This window comes from Novosphingobium humi, from assembly GCF_028607105.1.
GTDB lineage: Bacteria > Pseudomonadota > Alphaproteobacteria > Sphingomonadales > Sphingomonadaceae > Novosphingobium > Novosphingobium humi.
The window spans coordinates 873,619-885,679 of sequence record NZ_CP117418.1 but is presented as its reverse complement, the minus strand read 5'-3'; the positions used below and the strand labels follow the sequence as shown (position 1 = coordinate 885,679).

10 protein-coding genes are annotated in these 12,061 nt (G+C 61.2%); 3 read left to right on the top strand and 7 right to left on the bottom strand.

From position 1 onward, the window contains the following. Window positions 1–242 precede the first annotated feature (242 nt). The 4 genes from PQ457_RS19865 to PQ457_RS19850 form a co-directional block, all read right to left on the bottom strand. The gene (locus PQ457_RS19865; RefSeq protein ID WP_273619537.1) at window positions 243–545 is read right to left on the bottom strand and encodes a type II toxin-antitoxin system RelE/ParE family toxin; all 303 of its coding nucleotides are present in this window, start codon (window positions 543–545) and stop codon (window positions 243–245) included. Then, window positions 542–808 (bottom strand): CopG family ribbon-helix-helix protein, encoded by a 267-nt coding sequence (locus tag PQ457_RS19860; RefSeq protein ID WP_420540997.1) that lies wholly within the window; start codon window positions 806–808, stop codon window positions 542–544. Before PQ457_RS19860 ends, PQ457_RS19865 begins: the two co-directional genes overlap by 4 nt. An 82-nt stretch (window positions 809–890) precedes the next feature. Beyond that, window positions 891–2,066, bottom strand: a complete 1,176-nt coding sequence (locus tag PQ457_RS19855) for a tyrosine-type recombinase/integrase (protein ID WP_273619535.1) — start codon at window positions 2,064–2,066, stop codon at window positions 891–893. Beyond that, window positions 2,063–3,289 carry a tyrosine-type recombinase/integrase gene (locus PQ457_RS19850; RefSeq protein WP_273619534.1) on the bottom strand — a complete coding sequence of 409 codons (1,227 nt, stop codon included), beginning with the start codon at window positions 3,287–3,289 and terminating at the stop codon, window positions 2,063–2,065. The genes PQ457_RS19855 and PQ457_RS19850 overlap by 4 nt, the downstream gene beginning before the upstream one ends. Before the next feature lie 482 nt (window positions 3,290–3,771). Between PQ457_RS19850 and PQ457_RS19845 the strand changes: the two genes are divergently transcribed. Next, window positions 3,772–4,035, top strand: coding sequence for a hypothetical protein (locus PQ457_RS19845; protein ID WP_273619533.1), 264 nt, complete (start codon window positions 3,772–3,774; stop codon window positions 4,033–4,035). A 229-nt stretch (window positions 4,036–4,264) separates the two neighbouring features. Here the strand turns inward: PQ457_RS19845 and PQ457_RS19840 are convergent, their stop codons facing one another. The 3 genes from PQ457_RS19840 to PQ457_RS19830 all read right to left on the bottom strand — a co-directional run bounded on the left by PQ457_RS19840 (window position 4,265) and on the right by PQ457_RS19830 (window position 8,095). Further along, entirely contained in the window at window positions 4,265–5,236 is a 972-nt protein-coding gene (locus tag PQ457_RS19840) for a DUF2493 domain-containing protein (protein WP_273619532.1), read from the bottom strand. A 113-nt stretch (window positions 5,237–5,349) separates the two neighbouring features. Then, a complete protein-coding gene (locus PQ457_RS19835; protein WP_273619531.1) occupies window positions 5,350–5,775 on the bottom strand; it encodes a DUF736 domain-containing protein in 426 nt (141 codons plus the stop codon). A 904-nt stretch (window positions 5,776–6,679) separates the two neighbouring features. Next, the gene (locus tag PQ457_RS19830) at window positions 6,680–8,095 is read right to left on the bottom strand and encodes an aldehyde dehydrogenase (RefSeq protein ID WP_273619530.1); all 1,416 of its coding nucleotides are present in this window, start codon (window positions 8,093–8,095) and stop codon (window positions 6,680–6,682) included. Window positions 8,096–8,431: 336 nt separating this feature from the next. Here PQ457_RS19830 and PQ457_RS19825 point away from each other — a divergent pair, with 336 nt between their 5' ends. Together PQ457_RS19825 and PQ457_RS19820 are read left to right on the top strand one after the other, a co-directional pair. Beyond that, a complete protein-coding gene (locus PQ457_RS19825; protein ID WP_420541017.1) occupies window positions 8,432–11,074 on the top strand; it encodes a TonB-dependent receptor domain-containing protein in 2,643 nt (880 codons plus the stop codon). Window positions 11,075–11,131: 57 nt separating this feature from the next. Beyond that, the gene (locus tag PQ457_RS19820; RefSeq protein WP_273619529.1) at window positions 11,132–12,049 is read left to right on the top strand and encodes a DUF8021 domain-containing protein; all 918 of its coding nucleotides are present in this window, start codon (window positions 11,132–11,134) and stop codon (window positions 12,047–12,049) included. The last annotated feature ends 12 nt before the right edge of the window (window positions 12,050–12,061 follow it).

The following is a 12,061-nucleotide window of genomic DNA, read 5'->3' as shown; positions in this document are numbered from 1 at the left end:
TCACCCATTACCCGCTGATGTACATTTACATGGGTTGGTTTGCGGATCGTAAAGTCCCGGCAGAGTAGGGCGCTCTTGTGGGGTTTGGCGTGTTGATCCTGTCGATCATGATCACATGGATCGCGCCTGAAAGGAGGAAGGTGGGCCTCTGCCCGCCTTCACACCGTTATTCCGTTAGGGAGGTGGCAATTGGCCTGCTGCCGGTTTGTTTTGTGGTCCTGGCGATCTTGCAGTCGCCAATTTCATGCCCTTGGCCAAGCTTCCTCAGTCCAATCCCGCGCGGTATGGATAACCCGCAAGATCGAGACAGCTTGCTCCTTGTCAGTCAGAGCATAGGCGATGATATAGGGCAGCCCGCGCACCAATTTCTCGTAAGTCCCCGCCACACGCCCCGGATGGCCGGTCGCAAATTCTCCCAAGGCTGCGCCAGTCTGGCCAATGGCATTGGCTACCTTGCGAGCCGCCTGTGGATCCTGCACGGCTATATATTCAATTTGTGTGCGGATATCAGTGAGGGCTGATTCCGCCCATTCCACCCGCCTCACTGGCTGGAGGACTTGCCGCGTTCGGCAGCATCAATGATGGCGTGCAGGTCGGCCATGGCCTTGTCATGGGGAATGACCTTACCAGCGGTCACATCGGCCAAACCCTGCTGGATGCCTTCGATGATGGAAAGCTCTCGATCCACATAGGCAGCCAGAGCTTCCGCCGCCAGATAAGACCGGCTGCGCTTGGTTCCCTGCGCTAGCCGGGCCAGTTTGTCATGAAGGGTAACCGGCACGCGGATCGTCATGGTGGTGCTGTTCATCAAGGGCGCCTTGTAGTCGGATGTGTACATCTTAACACAAGGCGCCCTAATTGCTATCAGAACTTTAGCTTTCGGGTCTTCCCTACACCAATACCATCCGCAGCGCCGCTCCGATGGCCTCGCAGGCCTCCAGCACGGACGCGTCATCGAGATGGGCATAGCGCGCCGCCATCTTGATGTCGGCATGGCCTAGCAGCTTGGCAATCATGGGTAGCGTCTCGGACATGGAGGCCGCGTGGCTGGCAAAATTGTGCCGCAGGTCATGCAGTCGGACATGATCAAGCCCAGCGGCACGCCGCACACGATAGTAGCAGCCATCCAGTTGATTGATGTTGAGTTGCCCGCCTTCCGTCCAGAAGACCTCATCGTGCATCGGATGATGCTCGATCCCGTCAAGGATCGCCTGAGCCTCTTTGCCTAACCATACTGTGCGCGGCCCGGTCTTGGCATCATGCAGCAACAGTCGCCGCCCACGAACCTCATCCCATGTCAGATTACAGATCTCGCTCTTGCGGCAACCGGTGAGGATGATGAGCCGCAAGGCCGCCACCTCTTTGGGACAGGTTTCGGCCTCCAGATCCAATGCCTGCCCAAGCCGCGTCAGTTCCTCCGCCGAGAGCAAACATTCATGCTTGCGCAGCCTGTTGCGCTTGATCCCGTGGCAAGGGTTCGAGCCTGACGGTAACTCGCCCCATTCTTCCGCCTTTCGGAAGAGCGAAAGCATCAGCTCAAAACTTCGATTGCCCGCCGCAGGTCCAGCGGTGCGGGTTACCTTGGCAAACCACTTTCGGACATCGCCGGGTGTGATCGCATCCAGATGTCGTCGTGGAAAGGCCGTCACGAGATGCGTGCGGTAGTAGCGGTTCCGGTCCAGCGTGGAGGCCTTCCAGCCTGCCGACGCGTTTGCCCAATAGCGGACGAGGAAAGCCGAGAAGACCGGCATGGCCTTGCTTCTGGTCTTGGCATCGGCCGGGTTCTCCCCGGTCTGGACGCGCAGCAGCACGCGGCGGGCGATGCCGCGGGCATGGGCCTCGGTGATGACCCGGCTATCGGCAATCGTGACGGTCCGTGTCCGTCCCTCCATGGCGGCCTGCACCACATAGGCCTTGCGCCCGTTGGCATAGCAGCGGGTGCCAAAGCCCGGCAGTCTGGCGCACCATTGGGTGAGGCGGGCAGGGCGATCTGGCGCCCGATCAAACGTAGCGCCAAGGACAGCCAGTTCTTCTGTGACCAGTTCGGTCAGCGTCAGGGCGTTCATGCCGCCACCCCTAAGCCTTGCGCAAGGACGCTGCACACGCGATCAGCGGCTTCCGAGATCGAGTCATCGGCCAGATGGGCATAGCGCTCGGTCGTTTCGGGCAGAGCATGGCCAAGCAGGCGACTGATGATGGTCAGTGAGATGCCCTGACGGATCGCCAGCGAGGCAAAACTGTGACGCAGATCATGGAGGCGCAGATCCCCCAGTCCGGCACGCTGGCGGATCTTCTGCCAATCCGACCAGATTTTGATTGGTTTGTTGGGATTATAGGGTGAGGGAAATACAAGACCCTGACGACTATCCGCGCCCAACCTTTCAAGCATGGTGCGGGCGGGGGCGTTGAGATAGATCACCTTGGCCCCGGTCTTGCTGTCGGGGAGGAAGATGCGGGCCTCCTTCACCCACTCCCAGCGCAAGCTGGCGATCTCGCCCACGCGCCCCCCGGTGGCGATCAACAGCCGGAGCAAGGCGACGGCTTGCGGCATTTCCTCCTCCACTTCTTGCAGCACATGCCCCAGCCCGCGATACTCGGCCATGCTGAGGAAGCGCTCCATCTTGCGCCGCTTATAGCGCGCTATGCCACGACAGGGGTTGGAGGCGTGCTGGCGATAGCCAAAAGCCTCGGCCTCCTGCATCAGGATCGAGAGCACCGGCACCGCGCGGTTGAACGTGCCTCCCTTCGCGGCGAGGCTGTCGCGCCAGCGGGCAACATCGGTGCGCTGAATGGTCGCCATCGGCATGTCGCCAAAGAAGGGGATCAGCGTGCGCCGCAGATAGGATGAGTTGGTCTTCACGGTGGAAGGTTTCCACTGCCGGGCGAGAGAAGGAAGCAGTTCGGCTGCCGCCTTGGCAAAAGTGAGCCCTTCGCCCGAAGCTTTTCCCACCGCGCAAGGCAGCCCCACCGTCTGGGCCGCTGCGACCAGCTTCCTCGCCTCGGCGCGGGCCTTGCGCACATCCATGGCCGGTGGCTGGCCCAACGTCACGAAGCGTCTTTGGGCGCGATCACTGAATTTGACGATCCAGCTTTTGGCGCCGCTGGTACGCATTCTTATACCAAAACCGGGAACCTCGCTGTCCCATAGGATTGTATCGCGGCAAGGGGCCTTGCGACGGGCATGATGGCCGGTGAGTTTCTCGTTGTTTGATGGGATCTGATTCAAAGAAAAGGCAGCATCAATTTCGGCTACCTGACAGCCATTTTCTTGTTTCGGATTGGAGGACATAAGCGGTCGGCCTTCTGAGCAAGAACAATAACTTACTCAGCACTTCTACGGTGATCCGTGTAGGGTGTGCACTCCTCCTTCTGTAGGGACTGGACCAGCTTCCTCTCGGGATAGGTCCAGCCTCTCCATCTGGCGATGCCTTCTGCGTCCGGCAGGCGCAAGGCTGGCCCCAACCAGTCCAGGCCCTGCAGAAGCATATACGCCACGCTCCGAAGGGGCGTGTCCGCTTTGCTCCGGCCGCCGCTTTTTGGGCTGAGGCTGCGTGAAAAGGTCCGGTGCCAAAACGATCGGTAAGGCGCCAGCCTTGACGCTGGCCGCTGGCCGTCCCACATCGCGCAATGGCGCCCCTATTGGGGCGCCGGATAGCGGAGGAGTGAGCCGCAGCCGAGGCCCGGACCGGTAGGGTCAGGGATGCGCGTCCTGCTCGAGAGCCTCGGTCCTTGACCATCGATCACTTCGTATCGAACAAGGAGGCACGCGCCATGGCGCAGCAAAAGAAACTGGAAAATGATCTGGCTGGTATCGCGGCGGAGAAGGCCAAGCTGGAAGCGCAATTGGTCGCTTTGGCGGAGAGGGAAAAGGCCACGCGTGAGGCCGCGCTCGACGCGGGGAGGGGCTTCCTGCTGGCCGCTCTGGAGCGGGTAAAGATCCCGGCGATGAACCGGGTTGAAGCCAAGGCTTTGGCCGCAGCCATCACCAGACTGGGCGCCAGTGAGGCGCTACGCCGATTGGCAAGGGAAGGGTGAGAAGATGGCAGGCCGAGCGCCCGCGAGGCCTGCCTCTTTGCTGGCGCAGCCATGCGGCGGACGCGAGTCCGCCCGCGCGAGAACACGCCCCGACAGGGGCGCGATTTTTTGGCCCGCCTTCACAAAGCTTCGATGAAAATTGCTTTCGTTCTGCCCCGTTCGTTCCGTTAGCCTCCTATCGTTCCACAACGGCAAATGCCGACCGGCCTTTGCCGGTCGACGGGCCGCCTTAAGCGGCCTTGCTTCCCTCCACTTGGGCAAACTGCGCGGCACGAAAGATGGTGAGAGGAACACCCGCCTCCCGGCAACGCTGGGCAAGATTGACCTGCAAGCCTGATCCTTCGCAGATGATCGCTTCAACGGGGGAGAGCGCCACAAGCTGGCGATTGCGATCAAAGCCCGCGCTGTTCCCCTTGGCGCGGTTCAGGCGAAAGGCGACAATAGGCACGCCCCTGCTTGCGGCCCATGCAGCGGCGATGGCATCGGTTCCCGAACGCTGGGCGGTGGTGGCCAAAGTCATATGGGGCACGCGCTCACGGATCAGGTCAAGGCGCTGCCAGAGCGGTTCGTGGGCCTGCCATGCGGACCCGCCCGACACCACCACAACCGGCCCTGTGGGGGCGTGGGCCTCGCGGCGCGATTGCGCGCGGGCGGCGAGAAAATCGCGCGCCTCGATCTGCGAGGCGGTGAGGGCGCGAGAGGTACGGCTCCCGCTGGTGGCCGACCATGGTTTGCCGGTTTCGACGCGGTACACTTCGGCGGCATGATCGCGCATACACTCGATGGCTGCCAGCGCTTCGCTCAAGGATTCGCAAAGGCGCTGCTTCTCTTCCACTTCGAGCGCGTGGATTTCTGAAGGGTCTTGAATACGGGCTAGTTCGCCAAGGTTACGGGCCGCGTCGTCCTCTTCGCGGGCGATCTGCTGGGCGACTTTGTGAAAGGAATTGACCATACCCCAGGCGATGCGCGAGGCCAGCGGAGCAAGGCGCGTGTCCCCCATCAGTGCGAAGAGTTCCGCCACCATTTGCTGTGTGCAAAGCCGCGCCGCGTCGGGGTCGGGCATGTCGGCGCTGGTGGGTTCGTCATGGATCGAAAGCTGGGCGCGTTCGAGTTCGCCCGCGAAGGCTCCGGCGAAATTCTCCGTCGTGGTGAGGCTCTCGTAATGCTCGTTGAAATCAGCAAAGCCGGCAAAGCTCGTCATGGGAATTTCCCTTGAAAGATCCTGCGCTCATGGGGCAGGATAGGGCAGCAACATTGGCAATCTTGTGTTGTCGTGGGGGAGCGCCATCCACGCGTCCCCCACTCCCAACGCGATCAATGCATGACGTGATTGTCAGCGGTGCTTTCGCCTAGACCGTCGTCCATGCTGGCGGGCATGGTGGCTTCGTCACCCTCGCGGGTGCTGGGCATGTCCTGCCGGGGGCGGCGGCGGGTCCATGCCACGTTGTAACCGCCCTCCTCATTGCGGAAGAGGGCAATGTCCATCGGCTTGGCCATGCTGGGATCGTCGATGCGTCCCTGATAGAACACCTCGCCGCTGGTGCGCGCGACCTGCTCAAACAGAGCGCCGATTTTGATCCAGCTATTGGCCGAGGATCGCGCCATCATGTCGTATTTGGGAGCATTGGGGTTGCTGCTCTGAACGGGGCGCAGACCGACCACATTGGTGAAAGCAAGCGTTTCGATCTTGCCGATGAAAGAACCGCGTTCGTTGGCGTTGAGAAAACCGATGTTGGCCATAATACTATCCTTTACTTGTCAGGCTAAGCCGTTCTTGGCTCCAAGGGGCGTTTCCCTCTTGGTGATTACTTATTACCGCCAGCGGCCTAATCGGTCTATCTCGTTGTTTTCTTGACACTTTCCCAGGTCGCCTATGGTGAGCCCGAGCACAGATATGCGCGCGGTAGCGCGCCCCGGCATCATGCCATGGCCCACCGGGCCATTCCTGTCTGGTCCCGGAGCGCGATGGTCTGGCCTTGCTTGATCATCACCTCCGGAGCCGCCGTCGCATGCGACGCCGGGATCCTGCAAGGAGGCGAAGGAGGGGAGGATCAAGCCTGCGAGCGAGGGGACGCATCAGCGGACGGGATCGGACGGTGAAGCTTGGGGGGCTGGCTGAGCGAGGCGCAGGCGAGGGAGGGCAGGAGAATGTTCCTTGGTCCTGTCCCGTTCGGAGAAGTTCAGTCAAAGATATGCCCGCTGCAGTCATTTGTGTCAGATTGAGCAGGAACGGCAAACGTAAGAGGTGGTGAAGGCTTTGGTGAATAATACTCGAAGCGTGGAGGCCAAGCATTGACCCGCCGTCCGAGGAGGTGAAAAGTCCGCACCTTCGCGATGAGATGCGGACTTTGCCATAGTTCAATTGTTAGGTTGCGCGACGCAAATAGCGCTCATCGACGGTCGTCTCGTCCAAAACGATATGGCAAATTGCAGGGCTAAAGTATCCATGGCGGTCAGGCCAGAGATTGTTGCCAGCAGCGCTTCGCTTTGAGCAAGGCATGGGCAGTCATGATCATCTTTCGCACGACGGCGGAGATGGCGACGAGCGGCTTGCTTCATCCACCGTAAAAAGCGCTTTGGTGAGGACGCTATTTTTCAGGCAAGCTGGCGTACAAATTCTGTCCATCGGCTCGCCATTCCTCGATCAGATCGGATAATGCCCCGACTGGGTTTCGACCGTGATCCAGCGGGTTTCGGTGAAGCTGTCGATACCTTGGCGGCCACCGAAGCGGCCATAACCGCTTTCGCCCACGCCACCGAAGGGCATTTGCGCCTCGTCGTGAACGGTGGGGCCATTGATGTGGCAGATGCCGGACTTGACACGTTTGGCGAGGCGAAGTCCCTTGGCCGTGTCGCGAGTGAAGAGCGCGGCGGAAAGGCCATAATTGGTGTCATTGGCCAATTCGATCGCGTGGTCTTCGTCGCGCGCACGGATGATACCGACGACCGGGCCAAAGCTTTCGTCGCGGAACAGCTTCATGTGGGTTGTCACCTTGTCGACCAGATGCGCAGGCATGATGACGTTCTGCGTGGTGTCACCGCTGACCAGCAGTTCGGCGCCCTTGGCGACGGCATCGCCTACCAGCGCAAGGCAATGGGCGACCGTCTTGGCATCCACCACCGCGCCCAAAGGCGTCTTGCCCTCGCGCGGGTCGCCAGCGGCCAAAGTCTTGACCTTGGTAGCGAATTTCGCCGCGAATTCCTCCGCTACGGCGTCCACCACGATGATCCGCTCGGTGCTCATGCAGATCTGGCCCTGGTTGAAATAGGCGCCGAAAGCGGCCGCCTTCACGGCCTCGTCAAGGTCGGCATCTGCGCAGACGATGAAGGGCGCCTTGCCGCCCAGTTCGAGCAGGCATGGCTTGAGGTTGTCCGCCGCTCGGCGGGCGATAATGCGGCCCACCCCGGTGCTGCCGGTGAAGTTGATACGCTTCACTTCCGGCGCGTCGATCAGGGCGCCGACGACTTCGGCGGCATCTTCGGGCGCATTGGTGACGACCTGCACCAGACCTTCCGGGAATCCCGCCGCAGCAAAGCTCTCGATGATCAGAGCGTGGGTGCGAGGGCATTGTTCGGAAGCCTTCAGGATCACGGCGTTGCCACAAGCCAAAGGCACCGCGATCGCGCGCACGCCCAGAATGATCGGCGCATTCCAAGGAGCGATGCCAAGGATTACGCCCACCGGCTCCTTCAGCGCCATCGCCAGACAGCCGGGCTTGTCGGACGGGATCACCTCGCCGGTGATCTGTGTCGTCAGCGCTGCTGCTTCGCGGATCATACTGGCGCCGAGCATATGGTTGAAGCCTGCCCAGCCCGCCGTGGCGCCGATTTCCGCCATCATCGCGGCGATGAAATCATCCTTGCGGGCCACCAAGGCCTCTGCCGCCTGCATCAGCACCGCGCGCCGTGCATTCGGCCCCAGCGCGTCCCAAGCAGGCTGCGCCGCCGCGGCCGCCGCTGCAATCGCGGGAATGTCGGCGGCCTGCATGGCGCGCGCCGTTGAGGCCACCTCTCCGGTGATCGGGTTCAGTCGGGTGAAATCTTGGCTGGTCAAGGTCATGGAATCTTCTCCTCAAACTTTCTGGGCACGGCTTGATGGATAATTAGTTTTTCGTCAAACAAAAATAGTTTGTCATCAAACCAAAGTGAAGTATCAGCGCCTCAAGGCCGCAACGAGTCGACGGCTTGGAGGAGAGCAAAAATGAAACATGCAGGGATGGATGCGCGTACAACAGCGAGCATGATGGCGTTGGTCTTGGCGGGTTTGTGGGGCGGATCTGCGCACGCACAATCTGAAGATCAGGCAGCCAAAAACACGCCTTCAGCGCAGGAAATCGTTGTTACAGGGTCGCGCGTTGCCGCCAATGGCAATGCTCAGCCGACCCCCGTCACCGTGATGACGGCTGAGCGCTTGCTCGATACTTCGCCACGTGGTCTGGCCGAGGGTGTGCTGGCGCTGCCCAGCTTCAACGGGTCTAACTCGCGCACGGCAGGCGGCGCAGCCGCCAATGCCGGGCACAGCTACCTCAACCTGCGCGGCCTCGGCACAAACCGTAATCTGGTGCTGCTTGATGGCCGCCGCTTCGTTTCAACCCAGGATGCGGGCGCGGTCGACATCAACCTGTTTCCGCAATTGCTGATGAAGCGGGTGGAAGTCGTCACTGGCGGTGCTTCGGCGGCCTATGGTTCAGACGCCATCGCAGGCGTGACCAACTTCATTCTGGATGACCGCTTCACCGGACTTAAGGGCCTGGTATCGCAGGGCACCAGCCGTTACGGCGACAGCAACACCACGCGCGTATCGCTGGCCGCCGGCAAATCCTTCCTCGACGGCAAGCTGCGCATCGTCGCCAGCTTTGACTATACCAAGGACACCGGAGCGCAGGGCTATAACATCGGCGGCAAGAACCGCGCGTGGCAGCGCCTTGGCCGCTTCCTTGTCAACAACCCGAACGTGTCGGGGGCCAATCCGGCATCGCCCACCAATCCCACGCTGATCGTGGCCGACAATGTGGTGTTTCCCTATGCCACCAACGGCGGCCTGATTGTCTCGGGCCCGCTGTCGGGCACGCAGTTTCTGCCGAATGGAGCGACTGCGCCGTTTAATTTTGGAACCAACCGCACGTCGGGTTCGATGTCGGGCGGCGATGGTGCCAGCCCGGTCGGCACGGGCACGCTCGAAACTCCGCTGGATGCCAAGGTGGGCTTTGTTCACATCGCCTATGGTGACAAGGACAGCATCGAAGTGTTTGCCGAGGGCAATTATGCCCATACCTACATCACCAACAATGCCGGCGCCAACAGCTACGGCGTGAACGGCACAGCCTACACGATCTATTCCGACAACGCCTACCTGCCCGCCAGCATCGCCTCGCAAATGGCGCCGGGCAGCAGCTTCAAGATGGGTCGCTACAACATTGACCTTGGCGTCTATCAAAAACAGGTCGACACCGAAGTCTTGCGCGGTGTCATCGGCGCGAGGGGCCGCATCGGCTCCAATTGGAACTGGGACGCCTATTTCCAGCATGGCCGCACGCAGGGCAATTTCACGGCGGCCAACGGCATCATTACCGCGAACCTTTACAATGCCGTCGATGCGGTGGTGAACCCGGCCACCAATCAGATCGTTTGCCGCTCGACGCTCACCAATCCGGGCAATGGCTGTGAGCCGATCAACCTGTTCGGCTCGGGCACGCCTTCGGCCGCGGCGCGCCAGTATATTGCGGGCAATGCCTATGCCAACCAGACTGTGACGCAGGATGTGGTGGCCGCTACGCTGCGCGGCTCGCTGCTTGAGCTGCCCGCTGGCAAGGTGCAGGTTGCCGTTGGCGCCGAACATCGCCGTGAAGGCCTGAAGCAAGTGGTGCCGCCGCTTGCCACCAGTACCCAGACCGGCAATGGCGCCCAAGGATTCCCCGGCAGTCTGCTGGGCACCCAGGGTGGTTATTTCCTCGGCAACTCCTCGCCTGTCAACGCCAGCTATCTGGTGGACGAAGCCTTTGCCGAAGCCCAGATTCCGTTGTTGGCCGACAAGCCCTTTGCCAAGTCGCTCGAACTGAACGGCGCGGGCCGCGTCACGCATTATTCCAATGCGGGTACGGTGTGGACCTACAAGGCGGGGCTGGTTTATGCGCCGTCAGGTGATCTGCGCCTGCGGGCCACGGTGTCGCATGATATCCGCGCGCCCAATCTTGGCGAACTCTTCCTGCCCCAGGCGCAAACGATCGCCACGGTGCTTGATCGCCAGAATACCAATGCTTCGGTGACGGCGACGATCCAATTGCCCGGCAATGCCAATCTCAAGCCGGAGACTTCGAACACCGTGACGGTGGGCGCTGTTTTCACGCCCAGTTTTCTGCGTGGGTTCAGCGCTTCAGTTGACTATTATGACATCAGCATCAGTGGTGCCATCGCCCGCCTCAGCAACCAGCAGACGGTGGATGAATGCGCCGCCGGCAATCCTGCCATGTGTGCGCTGATCACGCGCAATGCCGGCGCCATCTCGGTGATTGCCACGCCCAATCTCAACCTGGCCACGTTGAAGACGCGCGGTTTCGACTTCGAGATGAACTACGGCTTTGGCATTGGCACGGTGTTTGGGCTGCCGGGTAAGGTTTCGCTGCGGGCGCTGGCGTCCTACGTGACCAAGCTGCAAACCACGACGCCGGGTTCGGCTCCGATTGATCGGGCCAGCCAGACCCCGTTCCAGGGGACGGCCAGCGCCGCCTTTGACCTTGGCCGACTGAATGTGCTGGTGCAGGAGCGGCTGATCGGCGGGCATGCGATTGACAGCACCTATGCGCCCTCGTTCCTGGCCAACAACCACATTGGCGCGGTGTGGTACACCGATCTCAACGTCACCTATCATCTGGGTGGCAAGCTGCAGGGTGTGGATCTGTTCGCCTCGGCCAACAACCTGTTCGACAAGTCGCCGCCGCTCGGTGTCACCACCTTCGGTATCGCGCCTGCGTCCACCCTGTCGCAGTTCTATGACGTCATTGGCCTTTATATGACTGCCGGTGCTCGCTTTAAGTTCTGACCCTTATGGCGGGCGCCCGGCGTGGCGCCCGCCTTTTTGGCTTGGGGAGATCCAACCATGAGCATGAATTCAATCATCAGCCGCGCGCTGACCGGCGTCATGGCGCTGGCCGCATTTGCTCCCCTGCATGCTGCGCCTGTTGCGTCATGTGATCGGGCTTGCCTGACCGGAGTGATGGAAAGCTATATCAACGCCATTCCCACCCATGACCGCACTGGGCAGCCGCTGGCGGCGGGGGTGAAGGAAACGGTCAATGGCCGGGCTTCGTCGGCCCAATCGGACTATTTCTGGAAGCTGGTGGATGGCATCACCTATCGCCAGATCGTGGCCGATCCCGCAACCGGTCAAGTCGCCATGTTGGGTGTTGCGACAGAGGCAGGCGGGCGCGGCGCCTATTGGCTGCGGCTCGCGGTGAAGAATCGCCAGATCACCGAGATCGAGCAGATCATTGGCGATCGCCCTGCCGGCGGTGTGCCGGGCCTTGCCGCGCCGAACCCCTATTTCGAACAGATTCTGCCCGAAAAGAGCCGATCCACCCGCGAGCAATTGATCGCGATCGCCGACAGCTATTTCGAGGGGCTGCAACGGCATGACGGGGCAGGGGTGCAGTCCGCCCCCGGTTGCCGCCGCTATGAGAATGGCAATCAGACCTCGCTCAACCCGCTGGGCAACACCTGGGCCTGCAATGTGATGAGCGACTACACCTATATGGACAAGATCAAGGAGCGCCGCTTCCCCATTGTCGATGTGGAACGTGGCATAGTGGTCGGCGCCATGGTGATCGAGGTATCCAAGCCCAAAGCCAATGCCGCCATCACCGGCGTTGCCTCCGGCGGCCCTCAATCGGTCCTGCCGCTGTTCAGTCGCCCGCATGACACGCTGATTCAGGAGATCTTCAAGATCGCCGACGGCAAGATCCAGGAGATCAATGTCATCCGTCTGGATATGCCGTATCAGTGGGGCAGCGGGTGGTAATGACCCTTACGC

Excerpts from the sequence above, each read along its gene's own strand:
- PQ457_RS19860 (WP_420540997.1), bottom strand. The coding sequence starts at position 808 with ATGAACAGCACCACCATGACGATCCGCGTGCCGGTTACCCTTCATGAC.
- PQ457_RS19855 (WP_273619535.1), bottom strand. The coding sequence starts at position 2,066 with ATGAACGCCCTGACGCTGACCGAACTGGTCACAGAAGAACTGGCTGTC.
- PQ457_RS19850 (WP_273619534.1), bottom strand. The coding sequence starts at position 3,289 with ATGTCCTCCAATCCGAAACAAGAAAATGGCTGTCAGGTAGCCGAAATT.
- PQ457_RS19845 (WP_273619533.1), top strand. The coding sequence starts at position 3,772 with ATGGCGCAGCAAAAGAAACTGGAAAATGATCTGGCTGGTATCGCGGCG.
- PQ457_RS19840 (WP_273619532.1), bottom strand. The coding sequence starts at position 5,236 with ATGACGAGCTTTGCCGGCTTTGCTGATTTCAACGAGCATTACGAGAGC.
- PQ457_RS19835 (WP_273619531.1), bottom strand. The coding sequence starts at position 5,775 with ATGGCCAACATCGGTTTTCTCAACGCCAACGAACGCGGTTCTTTCATC.
- PQ457_RS19830 (WP_273619530.1), bottom strand. The coding sequence starts at position 8,095 with ATGACCTTGACCAGCCAAGATTTCACCCGACTGAACCCGATCACCGGA.
- PQ457_RS19825 (WP_420541017.1), top strand. The coding sequence starts at position 8,432 with ATGACGGCTGAGCGCTTGCTCGATACTTCGCCACGTGGTCTGGCCGAG.
- PQ457_RS19820 (WP_273619529.1), top strand. The coding sequence starts at position 11,132 with ATGAGCATGAATTCAATCATCAGCCGCGCGCTGACCGGCGTCATGGCG.